Here is a 21,746-nt window from a genome sequence, read left to right on the forward strand (position 1 = left end):
GGACCTCGATACTCCCTTTTCATCTGCAATGAAACTTCTTGACCGATGCATATTGGCATATATAGTCACATTTGTGCAGTCAATGCACATGTGTTGCAAACTGCAGTTTGGAAACTGATAAGAGAAGCTAGAAGGGCGTCAACAAAACGATAACCGATAAAAATACTACGCTTCGCGATGGACGTCTTAGCATAGTTTTTTGGGAGGACTAAATGACAACTAAAACGAAACTACTCATGACCGCGGCATTGGCGGCTACGGCCCTTTCTGGGACACAACTCATTGCCGGCGGCCACTCAACTAGCATCGCAACCGTCGTAAAGATCGCTGGCATTCAGTGGTTCAATCGAATGGAAGAGGGCGTCAATAAATTTGCTGAAGATAATGGGGTGAATGCTTTCCAAGTTGGGCCAGCTCAGGCCGATCCGCAGCAACAAGTAGCTCTTATTGAAGATATGATTGCTCAAGGTGTGGACGCGCTTGCAGTTGTTCCAATGTCACCTGAGGCGCTTGAACCAGTTTTGGGCCGCGCAATGGCTGCCGGTATTGCAGTAATTACACATGAAGCGGCATCACAGCAAAACACCGCTTATGATCTCGAGGCTTTCGTAAACGAAGACTTTGGTGCCAACCTAATGGAGCAAATGGCTACGTGCATGGGCGGCGAAGGAGAATATGCAGTTTTCGTGGGCTCGCTCACCTCACAAACACATAACCAGTGGGTTGATGGGGCTATTGCATATCAGGAAGCCAACTACCCTAACATGACATTGGTCGGCGATAAGAACGAAACGTTCGACGACGCGGAGCAGGCATATACCGCAGCCCAAGAAGTACTTCGTGCGTATCCGAACATCAAAGGTCTACAAGGTTCGGCTTCTACTGATGTCGCAGGTATCGGCCGCGCCGTGGAAGAGCGGGGAATGGAAGATGGTACCTGTGTATTTGGGACATCTCTACCATCAATCGCAGGGCAGTACCTAGAAACTGGCGCTGTTGATGGAATTGGGTTCTGGGATCCCGCTGTTGCTGGCGAGGCTATGAACGCTCTCGCAGTCATGGTAATTAATGGCGAAGAAGTCACTGATGGCATGGACCTAGGACTCCCTGGATATGAAAACATTAGCTTGGACGGCAAAGTTATTTATGGCCAGGCTTGGGTTAATGTGAACGCTGCAAATATGGCAGACTATCCTTTCTGATAAAACGGATCAGCACGGAACGAGAATTAACGCGTTCCGTGCAACCACATCTACGAAAAAAATGTGATTGTGTAATGCATGAAAACAATCCTGCGCCGCTGGTCGAACTTCGTTCTGTCACCAAAAAATACTCTGGTGTAACAGCACTAGAGGCAGTTGATTTCAGCGTCAGGCCGGGCGAGGCGGTTTGTCTTGCGGGTGAGAACGGGTCAGGCAAATCTACACTCATCAAAATTATTTCTGGCGTTGAGCCTGCATCCGGCGGCTCAATTTTCTTTAATGGAAACGAGTACCCGAAGATTACGCCACGCCTTGCCGCTAGCATGGGCGTTATGGTTATATTTCAGGATTTTTCTCTGTTTCCTAACCTGAGCGTCGCCGAAAATATAGCCTTCGGCAGTCTTCTTTCGTCAGATCTCAAGGTTTTTGATCGTAGTAAGACAGTCTTAATCGCTCAAAAAGCTTTAGACCAAATTGGCGTAGATATAGACCTTGAAACGCGAGTGGAAAATTTATCAGTAGCCCAAAAACAACTTGTCGCTGTCTGCAGAGCGTTAGCATCGAAAGCGCGCCTTATAATAATGGATGAACCGACAACCGCGCTCACTCAAAAAGAAGTGCGCCGACTGCAAGATATCATACAGATGTTAAAGCTGAATGGTGTTGCAGTAATTTTTGTAAGCCACAAACTTTCCGAAGTGTTGGAAGTCTCAGAAAAAGTTTTTGTTTTAAGGAATGGTAAGAAAGTAGCAGAAGGTCCGGCATCTGACTTCGACACGACAAAACTCACCTATCACATGACTGGAAAAGATGTTTCTCTCTCTGACCCCGGCAGCTTGTCAAAAGACGCAGCAACCCTAATGGAGGTGAGCTCGCTGACAAAGCACGGGGCATTTGCGGATATCAATTTTAATTTACGCGCAGGAGAAGTACTCGGGATCACTGGCTTGCTTGGTTCGGGGCGCACATCTGTTGCTAAGGCCATATTCGGATTGGTGGAACCTGACAGTGGCTCGATAAGAGTGGATGGCGAAAAACTCGAGCTTGGAGATCCCCAAAAATCTGCAGCTGCAGGTATTGGTTACGTACCAGAAGATCGCCTAACAGAGGGACTGTTCCTCACGCAGTCAATAATGCGAAATGTAGCGATTGGCAGATTAGACAGTCACACTTCTGGCTACATTCTCAACATCGTCAGCCTCTTAGACGAGGCACAGTCTTGGCTGAAAAAGCTGAGTGTAAAAGCTCCAAATGTTGACGCACCGGTCCAATCACTTTCTGGAGGTAATCAACAACGTGTAGCTCTTGCGCGATGGCTCGCACGCTCTCCAAGAATATTAATTCTTAATGGTCCAAGCGTAGGCGTTGATGTCGGATCGAAAGCGGAAATTCACGAAATTATCCGAACCTTGTCCGCAAGCGGAATAGGCATCCTAGTGATTTCGGACGACTTACCTGAGCTCCTCTCGACCTGTCATCGCATACTAGTCATGCGTGACGGGTCAATAATTGATAGTTTTGACAGAAATAACGTGAATGAAGGGGATCTTGCCCAGAGGCTCGCATCATAATGAATTTCATCTCTAAAGATCTGCTAAAACGCAATGAAACGCTGGTTGCTGTGGTAATAGCCCTGTTTTGCATCATCGCCACAATCGCAGACCCGCGCTTCTTCTCCATTACAACAGTTTCAGACCTACTGAGAGCTTCTATCGTCATCGGCATTTTGGCGGTTGGAGCAATGGTCGTACTCGTTTCAGGCGGAATTGACGTTAGTTTTACGGCAATTGCGGTATTCGCAATGTACTCGTCCTCAGTACTCTTCTTGTCCATTAATCCCGATGCATCCTGGCCCATGATTTTTTGCGTTTCCATAGCATTTGGCGCTTTTCTAGGAGCAATTAACGGGGTGCTAATCGCCTTAATCGGGCTACCCACTCTTATCGTTACGCTGGGCACCCTATCAGTATTTCGCGGATTCCTTCTTACGTTCATCGGTTCACAGCGTATTTCTGATCTCCCACCGTCCATGCGAGACTTTTCCCGAGGCGTTATTGCGCGAGGCACCACTGAAGCGGGTAATTTTTACTCTATACCCTGGTCTGTATTGGCACTTTTGTTCGTGATTGTTTTGACTTGGGTCATCCTGCAAAAAACAATGTTAGGTCGTTCAATTTATGCAATTGGAGGATCCGTTGAGAGTGCTCGACGCATCGGCATCAATGTAAAATGGACCCAGTTTTTTGTGTATGTCTACGTTGGGGCGTTGGCTGGCCTAGCGGGCATAATTTACGGCTCTGTTGGAAGAATGGCAGACCCTTTCTCATTGGTTGGCCTCGAGTTGTCAGTAATTGCAGCGGTCGTTTTGGGAGGTGCGCGGTTAATTGGTGGATATGGGACTATAACCGGCACGCTACTCGGCGTTGCTCTAATTGTAATTGTTCAGAACAGCCTAATCGTGATTGGTATTCCAACGACCTGGCAATCTGTGACTATTGGTTTGTTGATACTTATCGGTACAGGACTGCCAGCTTATCGAGCAAAAAAAGCAGCTAAAAATGCGGGGTAAATAGAGATATGCTTCGATATATGTTCAAAAACCCCCAATTAAGCTCACCAGAATTTAGGCTGCTTCTCATAACGATATTAGTGTTCTTATCCATGGCTGCGCTGTCACCTGACAGGTTTCTTTCCAGTCAGAACTTAACATCGATGGCATTTCAATTCCCTGAGTTTGCGATACTTGCGTTAGCAATGACGATCACAATGATGACCGGAGGTATAGACCTGTCTGTGGTTGGCGTTGCAAACTTTTCAGCCGTAACTGCTGCCTTAATTCTGACACATTTTGCAGACCCCTCAATGTCGGGGTCCCAATCGCTTACTTGGCTAGCCCTCGCTATTTTCGCTGCCGTACTAGTCGGCTGTATTTCCGGTTTTATAAACGGAATTCTGGTTTCATTTTTTGGCCTACCCGCAATTCTAGCCACGCTTGGATCTGGCCTTGTTTTTACAGGCTTCGCAATTGCCATGACGGGCGGCAGCGCTGTGATGGGATTTCCTGATACAGTTGCATTGATAGGTAATTCTCAAATTATTGGGATACCAGTCCCCCTTATTATCTTCGGCGTGCTTGCCACGCTACTGGGTCTCATTCTGACACGGACGGCATTTGGGCTTCGGGTCACCATGTACGGAGCCAACCCCCTTGCAGCACTCTATGCGGCAGTAAATATCGATAAAATGTTAGTAAAAGTTTACATGCTTGCTGGAGTATTCTCATCTGTCTCTGGCTTGATAGTTATGAGCCGCGCCAATTCTGCGAAAGCTGACTACGGATCTTCGTATCTATTGCTTGCTGTGTTGATAGCCGTATTAGGCGGGATCAACCCATATGGCGGCTACGGACGAGTGATTGGCGTCGTCCTTGCCGTACTATCAATGCAATTTCTATCAAGTGGCCTCAATATGCTGCAAGTCTCGAACTTTGCGCGTGAGTTTATATGGGGGGCGCTATTAATCTTGGTCATGGTTATCAACACCTATTCAAGCCGTTTTTCGACCAACAGCGGAAGATAACCATCAAACGAAAATATGCTAAGGAGAGCGAAATGAAAAAAATTCTTAACGACCCTAAAGACTACGTCGATCAAATGCTAGCTGGGCTCGTTGCCGCTCACCCTGAATATTACAGCTTGTACGGAGATTCCGGTAAGGTTGTGGCGCGGGCTAAAAAAGCTGGTAATGGAAAAGTTGGCATAGTCACGGGCGGCGGTTCGGGACACTTACCAGTGTTTACCGGTTATGTGGGCACTGGCTTATTGGACGCTTGCGCGATCGGCGACGTCTTCTCGTCGCCATCGGCAGAGCAAATGGCCGACGCAATTCGAGTGGCAGACAGTGGTTCTGGGGTCCTCAGGCTCTACGGAAACTACGGCGGCGATGTAATGAATTTTGATATGGCCGGCGAGCTAGTCGAGTTTGATGACATTAAATGCACAACCGTGCTGCTTGCCGACGATGTCGCCTCTGCGCCGCCCAGCGAGGCTGAAAAACGGCGCGGCGTTGCGGGCATGGTGTATGCATTCAAAATCGCAGGCGCTGCCGCGGAAGCCGGTCACGACCTTGAGGCCGTAACCGCGGTAGCCCAAAAGGCAGCTGACGCATGTCGTTCTATCGGCGCTGCACTCTCATCTTGTACAGTTCCGCAAGCGGGAAAGCCTACTTTTGAAATTGGCGAAACCGAAATGGAAATGGGCATGGGCATACATGGCGAACCCGGCGTATGGAGGGGTGAGCTGAGATCTGCAGACGACATTGCAAATGAAATGATCGACAGGCTCCTCGAAGATATGCCGCTGAAGAAGGGAGACCGGGTATCTGTTCTAGTGAATTCGCTCGGGGCCACCCCGCCAGAGGAACTATACATTCTCTACCGCACTGTGAAAGCGCGATTAGAATCCTGTGGGGCAACGATCGTTATGCCTTTAGTGGGCCGCTACGCAACATCAATGGAGATGGCAGGCGTTTCGTTCACGCTATTGAAATTAGATCGCGAGCTTGAAGAACTGTTAACAGCGCCATGTGATTGTGCTTTCTGGAGTGTTAAATGAGTTTAGATCGTGAAGATTTAATTGCTGCGATTGAGCGCCTTAAAGATGAAATGGACAATAATTTCGATCTTTTAAATACAGCCGACGGCGCCCTTGGTGACGGAGACCTTGGCGTAACAATGACACGAGGAATGCATGCGATCTACGAAATGCGGGAAAGCTTACCCGATGATCTTGGAATGCTGCTATTTCAGTGCGCACAGGCATTCACAAAAACATCTGGCTCTTCATACGGAACACTACTGGCTACAGGCCTCATGGCTGCGGCGAAGTTATTGAAGGGGCAAACCACTCTCAATCCAAACAATTTGGCAGAATTGATTGCAACATCTCGCGATAAAATGCAGGAGAGAGGCAAGGCGGAGTTGGGCGGGAAAACTGTGCTGGATAGCCTAGATTACCTGAGCAAAGCAGTAGCGAATTCGGACGACAAGTCACTCGCGGCATCGCAAGCCGTCGACGCCGCATTAAATGACTTTCGCGACAAACCTGCGACCATAGGCAGGGCTAGGATCTTCGGAGACAAGAGTGTCGGTATGGATGATCCTGGAATGTTGGCAATGAGTTTAATCGTCCACGCTGTAGCGCGTCGTTAAGGTACAAAGCCTATATGAGTGGATCCTCTCCCCCATAATGCCGGTCTGGGTAGTCATTATGCAGGGCCTTATCCGCGCGTGAGAACCGAGGCTGTGCAAAGTTATGTTGATGCCAATAGGGATAAATGAGTGGCAAGCGGCTCACATCATTCAAGCGCTTCAGCTCGTCTTCAGAGAGAATAATTTCAAGCGCTCTGAAGTTTTTTGTAAACTGCTCAGAATTACGCCCACCAACAACTAATGAGGCGACCGCCGGTCGGGTTAAGAGCCAAGCTAGTGCAATTTGAGCGGCTTCTACGTTATGGGATTTAGCAATATCATCTAGCACATCGACGATATTCCACAAACGTTCCATATCACGAATAGGCGGCTCACTCCAGCCAGAAGCTTGTCGTGAACCTGGCGCCAATGCGCCTCTCCTATGCTTTCCAGTCAATAGGCCTGCTGCAAGGGGTGACCATATTTGCACACCAAGACCTTGATCGACAGAAAGCGGCAATAACTCATATTCGGCTTCCCGCGCTTCTATCGTATAATGGATCTGTTGTGACACAAAGCGGCTAGCGTAACTTGGTGCGGCGTTTAGCGCCTTCATTACTTGCCAAGCAGAAAAGTTCGAACACCCCACATACCTAACTTTCCCCTGCTGTATTAAATAATCCAGGGCCGATAGAGTTTCTTCAATTGGAGTAGTGCCATCCCACTCATGCATGTAATACAGATCGATATGGTCGGTGCGTAAACGCTTGAGAGATCTCTCGCACTCTCTGATTATATGCCACCGCGATAAGCCTTCATCATTTGGGCCTTCACCAATAGGCATTCGGACCTTTGATGTGACAAGTATATTGTGATAGCGACCCTCTAAAACTTCTCCCAAAATCTCTTCCGAGAGACCGGTGGAATACATGTTGGCGGTGTCGAACATGTTAACACCATTGTCGATACAGGTATCAACTAAGCGCTGAGCATCTTTCGTATTTTGAGTGCCTGCGCGCCCAAAGTCACCTTTGCCACCAAATGTGAAAGTTCCCATAGTTATCGCAGAAACTTTAAGGCCCGTTTTGCCCAAACTACGGTAGATCATGATAGCTTCTCACTCTTTTCAACATTTACCCAACAGTATCAGAAAACTCCGGAAATAGGCTCAACAAGCCAGTTTCTGACGCATCACACAAACCACGCTCAGTTATGAGACCAGTAACAAGCCTACTAGGCGTCACATCAAAGGCTGGATTCCCAACAGGAGTTCCCTCAGGCGTTACGGTAACAGCACCCACCTTTCCAGCGGCTGAAATGCCTTGAATATTAGAAATCTCAGCATCACTACGCTCTTCTATCGGAATTTCCATCAGACCGTTGCGCACAGTCCAATCAATTGTAGAAGACGGGAGAGCAACGTAAAACGGAACGTCATTATCCTTCGCAGCTAGTGCTTTTAAATAAGTACCAATTTTGTTGCATACATCACCACACCTAGTGGTCCTGTCGGTGCCAGTAATTACCAAATCAACCATACCGTGCTGCATTAAATGCCCACCTGCATTGTCGACAATGTAAGTGTGTGGCACGCCGTGTTTACCTAACTCCCATGCGGTGATTGCGCCCTGATTTCGCGGCCTTGTTTCATCGACCCAGACATGCAGGTTAAGTCCCATATCATGCGCCTGGTATATCGGGCTTGTCGCCGTACCCCAATCGACGGTTGCAAGCCAGCCGGCGTTACAATGGGTTAAGATCCGTACTGGATCACCGTTGTTTTTCCTCTGAGCTATTTTTAAAATTATTTCTAGACCATGTTGGCCGACTTTTTTATTTATCTGGACATCCTCATCCGCAATTAAATGAGCGAGCTTTAGAGCACTGGCAGCCCTGTCGCTTTCAGGCAGCGGCAACAATGCATCCCTACATCGATTTAGAGCCCACTTAAGATTTATCGCAGTAGGTCGAGTTGCTTCCAGAAAATTCCAAGTTCTTTCTATATTGGCATCAGACGGGTCGCTTTCCATTGCGCGCGCCACTCCGTACGCAGCCGTAGCCCCAATTAGCGGCGCTCCTCTGACTTTCATTTCGCGAATTGCGTCAGCAAAATCTTGTAGTGTTACAACTTGGATTGTTCTGAAATCATAAGGCAACCAAGTTTGATCAATTATTTCTACCACACCCCTGGTTTCGTTCCACCACAGGGAGCGGAAATGCTTTCCGTCCACTATCATAAAAAATCTCTCCGATTGTGGGCTCGAGCGACCTCACACACTTCAGCAGCATTGTCGAACGCACCAGCTGAACGGATCAGATGAGCTCCCATTTCAATGTTTCGGGCTTCCAGAGATGCTCGCTCAACAGAGTTCGAAATCTCCTCAAAGTCTGCATTATGCGCAAGAGACAGACACCTGCGATGCATCTCAATGCCGCAATATGTCCAAGCGTCACTCCAAATATCTTTCAGGACAATCTCACACGCGGCCATGGCATCGTGATCTTGGTCTTCAAATAGAACCGGTGGATACAAAAGGCCGCGCCGCTCATTCGCCCACAACACACGAAATTCAGCATTAAAGACATCAAATATTTCTAAAATAATATTTAGAATCCACTCTTGGTACTCTTCAAGTCCAGATTGCCTGTGAGCTGGTTGGCTGAAATAAGCCATGAAAAAGTTTGCGCACAGCATTCCGACATCAAAGCCCATCGGACCATATTGCACAAATTCTGGATCGATCACACGACTGGTTTGATCGGTGCACATAATTGAACCAGAGTGTAAATCACCGTGTATCATCGTCTCAGAGTTAGAAACAAAACGCTGCAAAGCTTTTTGGACTTTGATCTTCAACCCGACATCACGCCTCAAGACGCTGATTAACCGGTCGAGTTGCTTCGTGTGATGATTTTGTTCAGCCTCATAATAGGGATCCGTGAAAACCAGCGCCTCTGTGATCGCGGGTATCTCAACATTTCCAGAAAACAGAGCGACGTCTGACTTTTTATTCGCGCTCTGCATAGAGAGCTCCGAACCTCGAAAGGCAGTCCTAGCACAGAACTGTCCTAAAAACTCTGCAAGTCCTTGCACCTTTTCGCCAGCGATTAATTTTTGACGCAGGATAGTGTGCTCGTCGAGATACTCCATCACTATGATAGCTTGAGTGTCATCAAAGTAATAAATTTCAGGGGTTGATCCTGGGTGGCGCTGCGCCATCCGTTCCAGCGCATTATATTCGTAAAAAGCTCTGTAAAGTGGCAAGGGCCAACTCTCCCCAACCAACCTCACATAGGGAAGGGCCTGTTTAACGATCGCCTTGCCATTTTTACCTGATATTATGAATACTAGGTTTAGGTTGCCATCACCTATTTCAGCTACTTCCCAAAGGTCAGAATTTTCTCCAACCTTTTCATTAAGCACTTTTATCCCTGACAATCTCTTCGCCAAAGTCTCAGGAGTAAGTGCTTTATACTCTGTATTTTCAGCCATACTTTGCAATTATCGTTGAGGAATTTATTTGAAGCATAGCGAAACTATCACCGTTTAATCTACGAAAAACTCTCGCAAACAATTCAATTTCTTTCGTTTCTAGCGCGAGCAACATCTAAAGTGTCATCCGGTTCTGGCCCTCTACCGTAGCTCATGCGTTTCATTTGCTCCAATACCCGATCCATTTCATTATCGGAGAGCACTGGCGGTTCACCTAACGCACAGGCGTTAATGTAAATTTTTGCTAGGGACTCTACCTCGATGGCCATTGCAAGGGCGCCGTCAACATTCTTCCCTAGGCTAATTTGACCATGCTGCGCGAGCAGACACGCCATTCTGCCTTCCAGGGCGTCTATCGCTGCATTGGAGAGCTCCTGGGTGCCAAAAGTCGCATAAGGGGCACATCGAAGGGTATTACCGCCCATTAACCCAACGATATAGTGAAAAGCCGGAATGTCTCGATGGTGACAAGCCACAGCAGTGGCGAAGGTGGAGTGACAGTGCAACACAACATCAACGTCTACACGTGTTTTTAGTATATCGCGATGGAAGCGCCACTCCGATGACGGCCGGGGCCCAAGATAGGTGCCGTCCCAATCCATCTGCACAATATCCTCAGGGCTGATTTGATCGTATGGGGTTGAAGAGGGTGTAATTAAAAATCCATCACCATAGCGTACGGAAAGATTTCCAGATGTGCCCTGATTTATGCCGTGTGCATTCATCTTTAGGCAGGTCTCGATCATATGATCGCGCAGTTTCTTCTCATCAGGTTTCATTCACCGCTCTCCCGCGCAAGCCTTTGCCAATCTTCAACATATTTTTTCAAACCTTGGACCTTATCCAGTTTAGATGGATACCCAAGCGTTGGTGGTAAAACTGTAGATGGGTAACATAATGCTACCGCCCCCCTCGAGAGGCCATCAGCCGCCTCATTTATATAAGTTTTCGCATTAGGCGCAATTAGGGAACGTATTGAGTTTACCATTGCCGCGTAGAGTGGCTCCTGCAAGTAGCTCCCGTCCAATATCCATGTTCGATCAGGTCCCAAGGTGTTTGCGCACTCCACTGTAAGAAGAGCACTGTGAATGATTGCCAAGGCAAGACGCTGTTCTTGTGTATCTGGTTTTGGACCGACTATCTGCCCAGAACGCGCAGAACCTGGAAACTGGCCATTATCATCGCCCAAACTCGGTAGCACCATGGTCCCCTGCAATACCAATTCCTGGATCACACTGAGGTCGGCTCTTGCTCCGGCGGGTTGGACACCTGCGATAGTCTCATATTCACGTCCAGCCATCGTCAGTGCGCCACAAACTGGGTTGCCAAACGGATCTGAATTGCACGTCATTCCCAGTGCCTCATTCAGCTGCAGCGGGTCAAATCCCCCAGCGAGGGCCACGGTCCAAGTGCCGGTGGACACAATAGTGAAGTCATCAACGCCCAACGATTTATAACTATAAAAATTGGCCGATGAATCATGGATCCCGGCGTGCACTTTAATATCAGGAGACAGTGAATATTTTTCGGCCAATTCCGGTCGTATCTTCCCAAGTACCGCATCAGACGAGGTGATGGGTGGTAATATTCTATGCCAGTTGCGATCTTGCACTAACCCCGTCCAACTAGACTGAGGCACATTCCACAAGTGAGACTGGGCACCTAAAATCGTAAATTCACTGACAGCCACACCACTCAAACGCCATGCCCAATACTGTGGAAGGCATAAAAACCACCGAGCATGCTTAGTGGCTTCAGGTAGCTCAGTTTCAATCCAAAAAAGCTGACGGGCTACGTGACTGGCACCCATCATTAAGGCCGAACCACGATCTAGGTAGCTGGCCTCAATATTTTCGTAGGCCGTAGCGATGTCTGCGGGAAGCTCTTGTTCATAGTCGATCATGGGTACTAAGGCTCCATCGCCAACGACCTCATTACGATCCCCGACCAACACTCCACCCGACCCATGGGCCGATACGATGATATCTCCAATGGAGTGGTTTTGATTTAATTCAGCTAATGTAGAGAACACCCATTCGTTTAGCCCGATAAGATCTGTATGCCGCCAATTTTTCGCTTCTATCGACACATTCCGAGTCGAGCGGCTGTCTATAACGTCACCACTCTTGCTACATATGAATAATTTGACGTTTGATTTGCCGTGGTCGAGGACGGCAACGCGTTTAGTACCCATGGCCAAGTAATTCTCCGCAATACACATGCACTGCTCTTCAACGGGACAATATTTTGCGAGTAATATGCAACCAATATAGGAACTTGAGAAACTAAATCTCAAATTTTTATAAATTATGTATATAAAAATTAATATAAAGGGATTTGGCTGTGTTTGAGCTGCCGTATGTGAAAATAATAAACAAACTTAGAAAGTTTTTCGATTTATGTGAAAATTTTTTTCAAAATTTCTTGACCGACTCGTATACTCGTGCAAGCGTTTCAAAGAAATTTCCTTCGCGCATGGGATGAAGCCAATAACGTTAGTGAGGGAAGCAAACCCAAATACACACCGCCCCACTCATATTAGAGTGAGCTCAGACTGGGGGAAAATACGATGCTTGACACTTCAACCACTCAAGAAGTCCAAAATTTTCTTGATGAATTTGGCGCATATTTAGCAGGTCATGAAATAGACAAGGCCACGAGCATGTTCGCTGATGATACCTATTGGCGAGATTTGGTGACATTTACTTGGAACATCAAAACCATGGAGGGGCGTGGGCAAATCGAAGAAATGCTCCACCACCAACTCAAGGCAACCAGGCCCTTAAATTGGAAAGTAGCTGAGGGAGAAGTGCCAACGGTGGAGGGAGATGTGACCACCGCGTGGATCACATTTGAAACTGAAGCCGCAAGAGGTAATGGACTAATCAGGATCAAAGCCGGCAAAATTTGGACGCTCCTGACCGCCATGACTGAATTGAAGGGGCATGAAGAGCCAAGCGGTGACAATCGGCGTATGGGCGCCAAGCACGGCGCAGGAAAAGACCGTGCGACATGGCTGGAAGAACGCAGCAAAGAAATCGAGGATCTTGGCTATAAAACTCAGCCGTATTGCGTCATCGTTGGCGGCGGACAGGGCGGGATCGCGCTAGGAGCGCGACTGAGGCAGCTAGGTGTCCCGACTATTATCTTAGAGAAAAACGAGCGCGCGGGGGACAGCTGGAGAAAGCGGTACAAGTCTCTCTGCCTGCACGATCCGGTCTGGTATGACCACCTCCCCTACATCAAGTTTCCCGACAACTGGCCCGTATTCTCTCCAAAAGATAAAATTGGGGACTGGCTCGAAATGTACACCAAGGTCATGGAGCTGAACTACTGGACGAAGGCCACAGCAAAATCCGCCAAGTATGATGAGAAACTCGGGGAATGGCACATTGTGGTGGATCGCGATGGTGAGGAAGTTGTCCTCAAGCCGAAGCAAATGGTAATGGCCACTGGAATGTCGGGCAAGGCGCGAATGCCCTCCTTTCCGGGAATGGATACCTTCAACGGCGACCAGCATCACTCATCCCAACACCCCGGCCCGGATGCCTACAAAGGCAAGAAGGCAGTCGTAGTGGGATCCAACAACTCTGCTCACGATATTTGCGCGGCCCTTTGGGAGGCTGGAGTGGACGTTACAATGGTGCAAAGATCGTCGACGCACATAGTGCGCTCAGACACGCTAATGGATGTGGGGCTAAGCAGTTTATACTCTGAGGAGGCCGTGGCAAACGGTGTCACCACCGAGAAAGCGGACATGATTTTTGCATCAATCCCGTACGCTATTCTGCACGAGTTCCAGATACCGCTATACGAAGAAATGAAAAAACGCGACGCTGACTTTTACAAGGGCCTCGAGAAAGCTGGGTTCTGGTTGGATTGGGGTGATGACAGCTCCGGGCTCTTTATGAAGTACCTCCGCAGGGGGTCTGGCTACTACATAGACATTGGCGCGAGCCAGCTAATCATCGACGGCGAGATAAAGCTGAAGAGAGGCCAAGTGTCTGAAGTCACCTCGAGCGGCGTAAAGCTTGAAGATGGATCGGAACTTGAAGCCGACGTAATTGTTTACGCTACAGGCTACAACTCCATGAATGGTTGGGTCGCCGACCTAATGGGGCAAGACGTTGCAGACAAGCTCGGCAAGGTGTGGGGCTTGGGCTCTGAAACCACCAAAGATCCAGGGCCCTGGGAAGGTGAAGAGAGAAATATGTGGAAGCCGACACAAGTTGGCAGCCTGTGGATGCACGGAGGAAACCTGCACCAATCGCGCCACTACTCTCTGTACCTAAGCCTTCAGATCAAGGCACGAATGGAGGGCCTCGCAACTCCAGTCTATGGCCTGCAGGACGTGCACCATACCGCCTGAGGCAGAACTACCTTAAAATCTTCAGGGCATCGGGTTAGTAAATGAAAGCAGTTGGCTTTATTGAACCGGGAGCAGTCGACCGGCCCGATGCCTTGTTGGATTTTGAGTTAGAAAAACCAATTGCATATGGCCATGATCTACTGGTCGAAGTAGAGGCCATCTCCGTCAATCCAGTGGACACCAAAATACGCAAGCGAGGCAACTCCGCAGTTGGTGAGCCTCAAATACTTGGCTGGGACGCTGCGGGCACCGTTATCGGCGTCGGGACGCAGGTCAGGAACTTTAACATTGGGGATCGCGTATACTACGCCGGCACCCTGAACCGACCCGGTACAAACTGCGAATTTCATTTGGTAGATGAGCGAATTGTCGGTCGGATGCCAACTTCTATTACGGCGGCAGCTGCAGCCGCGATGCCCTTAACAACACTAACCGCCTATGAAATGCTGTTCGAGAGATTGGATATCAACAAGCCAGTCCCAGGTGGCAGCGGCACATTATTAGTCATTGGGGGCGCTGGCGGCGTGGGTTCAATAGCCATCCAATTAGCTCGCTGCCTTTCTGATGTGACAGTAATTGCCACTGCCTCGCGCCCTGAAACGAAGGCCTGGGCCAAGGAACTTGGAGCGGATTACGTAATTGATCACTCTAAAGAGCTGGCTCCGCAAATGCTCGAACTAGGCTTCAGCAATGTTGACTTCGTCTATTCGACTACTCACTCACAAATGTATGCTGAGGAGGTGGTATCAATGATGACACCCCAAGGCCGATACGGCTTGATCGATGGACCAGACGTTTTTGACGCAGTTCCCTTCAAGTCCAAGGCTATTTCTATCCACTGGGAGTTTATGTTCACACGTCCAATGTTTGAGACTGCTGACATGCAACGTCAGGGCGAAATTCTCAATGAAGTTGCTTCCCTAATCGACGCGGGAACCATTAAATCAACGATCACAAACAACCTAGGGCGCATAAATGCAGTGAACCTTTTGGAGGCTCACCGGTTAATTGAGAGCGGCTCAACGAGGGGAAAGATTGTGTTGGCCAAGTTTTGATCGATATTTCTGGTATTTGTTAGGTACTGCCAGATCATTAAGCGGCACATGAGACAATCTTCAAAAAGTCTTCCGCGCGCAGTGAAGCTCCACCCACCAAGACGCCAGATACATTGGACTGGGCCAGGATTTCAGACGCATTATCCGCGTTGACTGATCCACCATAAGCCAAGGGAACAGAGCAAGCTTCATCCCCAAAGCGTTCTATTAGATTACGTCTCATGAACGTGTGCACATCACTAATTTCTGAAATGGTCGGTGTTAAGCCAGTACCAATGGCCCAAACCGGCTCATAGGCGACGACAAGCTTCGACAACTGGACATTTTCCGGAATTGAGGCGTGGAGCTGATTTTCTATGACACTAAGAGTGTTCTCAGCACTTCTATCTGCTTTTGTCTCCCCGACGCAGACGATGCAAGTGAGCCCTGCTGCCAAAGCAGCAACACATTTGGCATTGACTATGGAGTCAGACTCGCCGTGGTCAGATCTACGCTCAGAGTGGCCCAAAATAACATACTCTCCCCCTGCATCGGTAATCATTTCCGGCGATATGTCGCCAGTGTGGGGTCCCATTGAATTCCAATGGCAGTCCTGCCCCCCAACCTGGATTGGTGAACCCTTAACGGCTGCAGCCATTTGAGCAATCAATGTAGCTGGTGGACATAACACCAGATCGCAGGACTGACCGTTTAAGCCATCCAATAACTTGTCCACCTCGGCAAGATTACGGCTTTTGCCGTTCATCTTCCAATTACCAATTATTAAAGTTGAGCGCATTTGAACCAACTCGAAATGAATTATGTTTGGGGGTTTCACATTGCCCGGTAAGCTTCCAGAGCCTCGCCTGAATACATTAAGGCCGGGCCACCTCCCATTTCCACGGCCACGGCGAGGACTTCCGCAAGCTGATCCTCGGTGGCGCCATTACGCTTTGCCGCGTCCACATGGTACAAAATACAGTCGTGACACCCCTTCACGACAGCAATTGCCGTTGCGATCAGTTCTTTCTGCGCGACAGAGAAAGTCCCATCAGCGGTCGCCGCCTTAGCGAGACGACCAAATCCCTGCATCATGTCTGGCGCAGCCTTACCTAGAGCCCCCAAACGTTCCTTTGCGGCGCTGAGTTCTGATTTGTAATTTGCAGTCATCGGCTTATTCCCCTTCAAGATTGGAGTTCATTTGGATTAATTGCTGCTAATCTTATCTAAAATCTGGTGTATTTCCCGAATGTCACTGAGCACGAAATTGGGCTCCAATTCTGACAAACGCCCCTTGTTATAGCCCCAGTCCACTAGAACCATTGGAAATCCAGCAGCCTTTGCCGCGGCGCAGTCCACTTCAGAGTCTCCAACCATAATCGTGGGCAAACTTGCCCACTTGTCGGAGACACATTTTTGAAGATGTTCGGGATTGGGCTTTGACACGCCGTAGGTGTCCGGGCCAACAACGTCGTCAAAGAAATCAAGTAGCTGAAACTCTCTCAAAACCTTTCGAGCACTTCCCTCAATTTTGTTGGTACACACAACTAGGCGCCAACCCTCCTGCTTCAAGATTGCCAGCGTGGAGGCGGTGTCGGGATACACCGTGCTGTGTTTTGACAAGTTTCGAGAATACAGGCACCTGAACCGAACAATTGCTGTTTCGATGAGTGGCTCTTGGGGGGAATTATTATCACCTGACAGGGCAGCGCGCACCAACTCGCCGACGCCGTGACCAATCATGTTGCGCACTTCACTCTCGCTGATCCTGCTCCGTCCGTATTCCTCGAGGACTACATTAAGTGAATTCGCCAAGTCAGGGGCGCTGTCCACCAACGTGCCGTCCAAATCAAAGATCACCGTGCCCTTTTCATTCATTTAATAATCTACCACTGAGAAGGCCTCTGACACGCTCACAGACATCCTGTGCGGTGATACCAAAGTGCTTATATAAATCATTAGCCGGTGCAGATGCGCCGTATCCCGTCATACCGACAAATGCCCCATGGCTTCCGAGAAACTCACGCCAACCAAATTCGAGCGCCGCTTCAATACCAATTTTCAATACGCCATCATCCCCGAGAACATCGCTCTGGAACTTCGCCTCGGTAGCCCGGAATAGCTCGAAAGATGGCAAAGATATAACGGCTGTGGGTACGCCTTCAGCCTCTAGGATTTCGCGGGCCTCGCAGGCAATGGACACTTCAGAGCCAGTGGCTATTAGGGACACCAATCTCTTTCCGCAGGCAGCCTCGGAGAGGACGTAGCCCCCGGTTGAAGAATGATTTTGGCCATCAGCCTCAAGCCTTAGGATGGGGAGATCTTGCCGTGACAATACCAGCGCAGTCGGCCCCTCGGTACGCTTCAACGCGATATCCCAGGCCTCGGCGGTTTCAACCGCGTCAGCTGGCCGGAGTACTACAAGGTTAGGCGTCGCGCGCAGGATCGCGAGGGTTTCAACTGGCTGGTGGGTGGGGCCATCCTCACCGAGGCCAATCGAGTCGTGTGTCAACACGTGAACCATCGGCAGCTTCATCAAGCATGCGAGGCGCAGTGCTGGATGAAAATAATTAGCAAAAACAAGAAAGGTACCTGCGTAAGGGAAATACCCTCCGTGGAGAGACAGGCCATTCATCACCGCAGCCATCGCATGCTCTCTGACGCCGTAGTGAATATAGCGCCCGGTGAAGTCATCGGCTGCTATCGCGGCGGTGCTGGAGGTGAGTGTATTGACGGAGCCCGTTAGGTCGGCAGATCCGCCAATGAGATTGGGAATGTAATTGGTTAGGACCTCTAACGCGTTTCCGCTGGCTTTCCGAGTTGAAGTGGCAGACGCCTTTTGGGACACCTGAAACTTGTGCTTCAGAAGAGCGTTATCCCATCCAACTGGGAAACGGCGCGCCTGATGGTCATTGAATAGTGCCTTCTGTTTGGGTGGCGCTGAATTCAAACGCAATTCCCAATCCATCCGATCGGCTCCGCCCCTGGCACCAATTAGGCGCCAGGCTTCCCGGATATCGTCAGGAATTTCAAATGGTGAGTGGGGCCAGTTACACGCTAAGCGGGCTCCTGATATTTCATCGTTCCCTAATGGGGAGCCATGGCTTTTTGCGCTCCCCGACTTTGAAGGGGCTCCAAATCCAATGCGGGTCTTACAAACGACCATTGCCGGCCGGGTAGAGGCTTTCGCTAGAAGTATACTCTCTTCGACTGCCTCTGGATTGTGCCCATCAACCTCAAACGTATCCCACCCGGCGGCCTCAAATCTTTTCTGCTGGTCCTCTGACGTCGCTAGTGAAGTGGATCCATCAATCGTAATTTGGTTGTCGTCATATAAAACAACGAGGCGGCTCAGACCCAAGTGACCTGCCAGTGTTATCGCTTCCTGAGAAATGCCTTCCATTAAGCAGCCATCGCCAGCAATCACGTAGGTATAGTGGCTCACCAAATCGTTTCCAAACCGGGCTCGATCCATTTCCTCTGCCAGCGCCATGCCAACTGCTGTCGCAATACCCTGGCCAAGCGGTCCCGTCGTGGTCTCGATACCTGGACCGTGGCCATATTCGGGGTGGCCAGCTGCGATGGAGCCTAATTGGCGAAACGATTTAATTGCGCTCAAGTCCCAACATGGAAAGTCACAAAGGTGTAGGAGCGAATACAACAACATCGAGCCGTGGCCAGCTGACAGTACGAAGCGGTCTCGATCTGGCCACTGCGGACATTTTGCATCAAATTTCAGGACTTTTGAGAACAGTACGGTGGCCACGTCTGCCATCCCCATCGGCATACCCGGATGACCGGAGCCGGCACGCTCAACGGCATCTGCAGACAAAAACCTAACTGCGTTAGCCATGTCACTATGGCTAACCTCACGGAGGTCACGCATTTCATTCCCCTTTTGGATACTTGGACAGGGCTCACGCCATAGCAGTTCAGATACTTAACTGGCTGACTTCACTGTTCTAGCTACGATAGTGTTGACCAAAGACGGGCACTCAATTTGTGGGAGATGCCCTATGCCCGAAAGCTTATACAAGGCCGCGTGGGGCGGCGTCTTGGCGATGACATCACTGGACTGGACGATTGCGTCATCAGTCCCAATCACGACAGATGCCGCGCCGTTAAAGCGCCGCAAGCCATTCACGATTGAGAAAAGCTGAGTACCATTCTCGAATAGGCCTCGCGCAAGTTCCTGTTGGCTACCTACCAAGTCCGCTTCACTACGCGCCTTCAGGGTGGCGCGCACCAAGACGGGCGCCATATCGTCTGGATCGCGCACAAGGCTTTGCATCCACGTTTTGAGTGCGGCCTCTGATTTGGCGCCCAAAAATCCATCGATAAATTGGGCGTTTATGCCTGCACCCATACCCGCCGGAGACAGAAGGCTCATGGAGCGAATGTCGATATTTCCACGCTCAGACAGTGCCACGGCGACTGCCGCACCCAGCGAGTGGCCGACCAAGTGCAAACTACCACCCAGCGGTGAAATTGTTTGCGCCACGTAATCCACCAACTCGTCAAAGCTCTTGGCTTTTAGATCCCAACAAGATCCATGTCCCGGTAAATCCAGTGCGTAGATGGGATTTTCTAGGCCCAATTGGCCAACCGTTGGACGCCAAGATGATAGATCGGATCCGAAGCCATGAATGAATATAATCGGATCACCGTGACCAGACTGAAGATTTTTCAAGCCAGGTACAGACTGCGCCCCTGGGGCTTGCGCCGCGACAGTTGCGAGTTGGGCCTCAACGTCCCGCAAGACAACCGCACCTAACGGGCCAGACCCCCGAAACTGATTAAGCATCTGCCCCGCCTCAAATATGCGCTTTCTGGCTGCGGGTGACGCTCTCAGAGGGCCGTCGACGGCTATGGAGCTCTTCTTAGAGTTGGCATTCAACTCGGATACACTTGATCGCACATCAACCACAGAAGACGTTGCGGGCTCGCTCGCGCTTGCTGAAGCTGCCGGCGCAACGGTTTCACCTTCCGCCCCAAGATGCATGAGCGGCTCGAGTACGGTGGCCACATCCCCAACGCTATATGGCAGGTTTATGACAAATCCCTCGGCAAAGGCTTCGACTTCAAAGCTTGCCTTCTCGGATTCTACCACAGCAACCAAATCACCTTTGGAAACCTTGTCACCAACCTTGACGTGCAATTCCACGACAGTTGCCTCTGTCAAGTCCTGCCCCACCTGGGGGACCAAAATCGCTTCAGCCATATCTAAATTCCTCAAGCCGCGCGCGACGACGTCTCTTCGAGAGCATTCGCAACAAAGTCTACAGTTTTTCTGGTTGCAGCCGCGAACTCAGTCGCAGTGGCAGCAAACGCACCAAATTGGGAAAACTCCTTCGGCAGCATTCCACCAAAATCGTAAGCCTGACGGAAATACGGCAGCTTGCGTAACTTCTGAATTAACCTGTCGGGAGCGTCTTCGTTGATAGCCTCACTGTCAAAGGGCTGCATACGATCCTCGGCATTCATTAGCTGCGATATGTAGGATGGGGGGCAAGTATAAACAAAGTCACCGCCTGCCAATTTCTCAACATGCCAGCTGGACGCTGTGCCTCCAGGTCCGTCGTCGAATACGCGCATGGAACACTGCAACATTTTCGATGGATGGCCAGTTTCCTTACCGTAGCGATAGGCACGTTTCAGTACCGCAAGCTCTCCAAGTTGGATCTCCTCCGGCGTCAACTCAATACCACGAATTGCAGCCTGAGCACTAAGGTCGCCCAAATTTCCAAGTCGCGAAGACATGTGCGTGATAACGGAGCGCCACTTACTTAAATCAATACCGGCAGCATTTGCTCTGGATAGCCCACGTGACACGGCGTCCATGCACTCCACATACTGAGCGACCGTGAACGACGTCGTATTATTTGTTGAGATACCGAGAGCCGTGAGCTCTTCAATTACTCGGTAACCCTCAGCAGACCCAGGAATTTTAACCATCATATTGGGGCTCTGGCGGGACAACTCTAGACCTTGTTCGAGCATCCGATCGTAGTCTGTCACAAACCTTGGGTCGACCTGACCCGAAACAAATCCCCGTCGACCGGCACTCGCCTCATATACCGGCAAGATCATTTCAGCGCCCTTACGCGCAACGTCCAGGTAAGTGAGCCAATAGACCTCCTCAACCCCAGCCCCGGGATTAGCCTTGGCTATGGCGCGGATTTGTTTGGTCCAAAAATCTGGCTCAGCCTGGAGCGCTTGAAGCGAAAGCGGTGGGTTTGTCGTCACGCCGCCAAACACCATTTGACCAGTTGCGTTGATGGTGTCTGCATTGAGTAGACGCTGGAGTTGCTCTTCCCATTCAGAACGCTTTCCTTCAGGAGCTTTTGAGAGGGTTTCGTGCTTCCACTTTTCATAGACCAACGGAGATGAGTCCCACCAAATCTCACAGTCTTGATTAGTTGCCGCCAACTTTTCGAGAATATGCAGCGTCATTTGTCCG

General features: G+C 49.8%; 19 protein-coding genes. 8 read left to right on the forward strand and 11 right to left on the reverse strand.

The window, feature by feature from the left end:
• Positions 1 to 212 precede the first annotated feature (212 nt).
• From AAC632_RS00540 to AAC632_RS00565, 6 genes are all read left to right on the forward strand, one after another.
• Complete coding sequence (locus tag AAC632_RS00540; RefSeq protein ID WP_340298633.1) at positions 213 to 1,202, forward strand: autoinducer 2 ABC transporter substrate-binding protein; 990 nt, start codon at positions 213 to 215, stop codon at positions 1,200 to 1,202.
• A 74-nt stretch (positions 1,203 to 1,276) separates the two neighbouring features.
• Positions 1,277 to 2,773 (forward strand): sugar ABC transporter ATP-binding protein, encoded by a 1,497-nt coding sequence (locus tag AAC632_RS00545; protein ID WP_340298631.1) that lies wholly within the window; start codon positions 1,277 to 1,279, stop codon positions 2,771 to 2,773.
• The gene (locus AAC632_RS00550) at positions 2,773 to 3,771 is read left to right on the forward strand and encodes an ABC transporter permease (protein ID WP_340298630.1); all 999 of its coding nucleotides are present in this window, start codon (positions 2,773 to 2,775) and stop codon (positions 3,769 to 3,771) included. The genes AAC632_RS00545 and AAC632_RS00550 overlap by 1 nt, the downstream gene beginning before the upstream one ends.
• Positions 3,772 to 3,863: 92 nt before the next feature.
• Positions 3,864 to 4,781 (forward strand): ABC transporter permease, encoded by a 918-nt coding sequence (locus AAC632_RS00555; RefSeq protein ID WP_340298629.1) that lies wholly within the window; start codon positions 3,864 to 3,866, stop codon positions 4,779 to 4,781.
• Positions 4,782 to 4,813: 32 nt separating this feature from the next.
• The gene (locus tag AAC632_RS00560) at positions 4,814 to 5,815 is read left to right on the forward strand and encodes a dihydroxyacetone kinase subunit DhaK (RefSeq protein WP_340298627.1); all 1,002 of its coding nucleotides are present in this window, start codon (positions 4,814 to 4,816) and stop codon (positions 5,813 to 5,815) included.
• Positions 5,812 to 6,411, forward strand: coding sequence for a dihydroxyacetone kinase subunit L (locus AAC632_RS00565; RefSeq protein WP_317656649.1), 600 nt, complete (start codon positions 5,812 to 5,814; stop codon positions 6,409 to 6,411). The genes AAC632_RS00560 and AAC632_RS00565 overlap by 4 nt, the downstream gene beginning before the upstream one ends.
• A gap of 10 nt (positions 6,412 to 6,421) precedes the next feature.
• Here AAC632_RS00565 and AAC632_RS00570 read toward each other — a convergent pair whose 3' ends face one another.
• The 5 genes from AAC632_RS00570 to AAC632_RS00590 all read right to left on the reverse strand — a co-directional run bounded on the left by AAC632_RS00570 (position 6,422) and on the right by AAC632_RS00590 (position 12,077).
• Entirely contained in the window at positions 6,422 to 7,498 is a 1,077-nt protein-coding gene (locus AAC632_RS00570) for an aldo/keto reductase (protein WP_340298625.1), read from the reverse strand.
• Between the two features lie 25 nt (positions 7,499 to 7,523).
• Complete coding sequence (mtnA, locus tag AAC632_RS00575) at positions 7,524 to 8,627, reverse strand: S-methyl-5-thioribose-1-phosphate isomerase (RefSeq protein ID WP_340298623.1); 1,104 nt, start codon at positions 8,625 to 8,627, stop codon at positions 7,524 to 7,526.
• Entirely contained in the window at positions 8,624 to 9,883 is a 1,260-nt protein-coding gene (gene mtnK, locus AAC632_RS00580) for an S-methyl-5-thioribose kinase (RefSeq protein WP_340298622.1), read from the reverse strand. The genes mtnA and mtnK overlap by 4 nt, the downstream gene beginning before the upstream one ends.
• A gap of 83 nt (positions 9,884 to 9,966) precedes the next feature.
• Positions 9,967 to 10,662, reverse strand: a complete 696-nt coding sequence (locus AAC632_RS00585; RefSeq protein ID WP_340298620.1) for a class II aldolase/adducin family protein — start codon at positions 10,660 to 10,662, stop codon at positions 9,967 to 9,969.
• Positions 10,659 to 12,077 (reverse strand): FGGY family carbohydrate kinase, encoded by a 1,419-nt coding sequence (locus AAC632_RS00590; RefSeq protein WP_340299840.1) that lies wholly within the window; start codon positions 12,075 to 12,077, stop codon positions 10,659 to 10,661. The genes AAC632_RS00585 and AAC632_RS00590 overlap by 4 nt, the downstream gene beginning before the upstream one ends.
• A 375-nt stretch (positions 12,078 to 12,452) precedes the next feature.
• On the opposite strand from AAC632_RS00590, the gene AAC632_RS00595 reads away from it, so the two are divergent.
• Positions 12,453 to 14,252 (forward strand): NAD(P)/FAD-dependent oxidoreductase, encoded by a 1,800-nt coding sequence (locus AAC632_RS00595; RefSeq protein WP_340298616.1) that lies wholly within the window; start codon positions 12,453 to 12,455, stop codon positions 14,250 to 14,252.
• 41 nt (positions 14,253 to 14,293) lie between these two features.
• Entirely contained in the window at positions 14,294 to 15,307 is a 1,014-nt protein-coding gene (locus AAC632_RS00600) for a zinc-binding alcohol dehydrogenase family protein (RefSeq protein ID WP_340298614.1), read from the forward strand.
• A gap of 37 nt (positions 15,308 to 15,344) precedes the next feature.
• On the opposite strand, the gene tpiA is transcribed toward AAC632_RS00600, so the two are convergent.
• From tpiA to AAC632_RS00630, 6 genes are read right to left on the reverse strand one after another with little or no spacing between them, the layout of a single operon-like run.
• Positions 15,345 to 16,085, reverse strand: coding sequence for a triose-phosphate isomerase (tpiA, locus tag AAC632_RS00605; protein ID WP_340298613.1), 741 nt, complete (start codon positions 16,083 to 16,085; stop codon positions 15,345 to 15,347).
• 35 nt (positions 16,086 to 16,120) lie between these two features.
• A complete protein-coding gene (locus AAC632_RS00610; protein ID WP_340298612.1) occupies positions 16,121 to 16,456 on the reverse strand; it encodes a carboxymuconolactone decarboxylase family protein in 336 nt (111 codons plus the stop codon).
• 36 nt (positions 16,457 to 16,492) lie between these two features.
• Positions 16,493 to 17,164 (reverse strand): HAD-IA family hydrolase, encoded by a 672-nt coding sequence (locus AAC632_RS00615; protein WP_340298610.1) that lies wholly within the window; start codon positions 17,162 to 17,164, stop codon positions 16,493 to 16,495.
• Entirely contained in the window at positions 17,157 to 19,190 is a 2,034-nt protein-coding gene (gene tkt / locus AAC632_RS00620; RefSeq protein ID WP_340298794.1) for a transketolase, read from the reverse strand. The genes AAC632_RS00615 and tkt overlap by 8 nt, the downstream gene beginning before the upstream one ends.
• 36 nt (positions 19,191 to 19,226) lie before the next feature.
• Complete coding sequence (locus AAC632_RS00625; protein ID WP_340298608.1) at positions 19,227 to 20,507, reverse strand: alpha/beta fold hydrolase; 1,281 nt, start codon at positions 20,505 to 20,507, stop codon at positions 19,227 to 19,229.
• Between the two features lie 11 nt (positions 20,508 to 20,518).
• On the reverse strand, positions 20,519 to 21,739 hold the full coding sequence (locus tag AAC632_RS00630; RefSeq protein WP_340298607.1) for a transaldolase family protein: 1,221 nt from the start codon (positions 21,737 to 21,739) through the stop codon (positions 20,519 to 20,521).
• Positions 21,740 to 21,746 lie beyond the last annotated feature (7 nt).

Source organism: Roseobacter sp. HKCC-CH-9351 (assembly GCF_037830295.1).
Classification (GTDB): domain Bacteria; phylum Pseudomonadota; class Alphaproteobacteria; order Rhodobacterales; family Rhodobacteraceae; genus M30B80.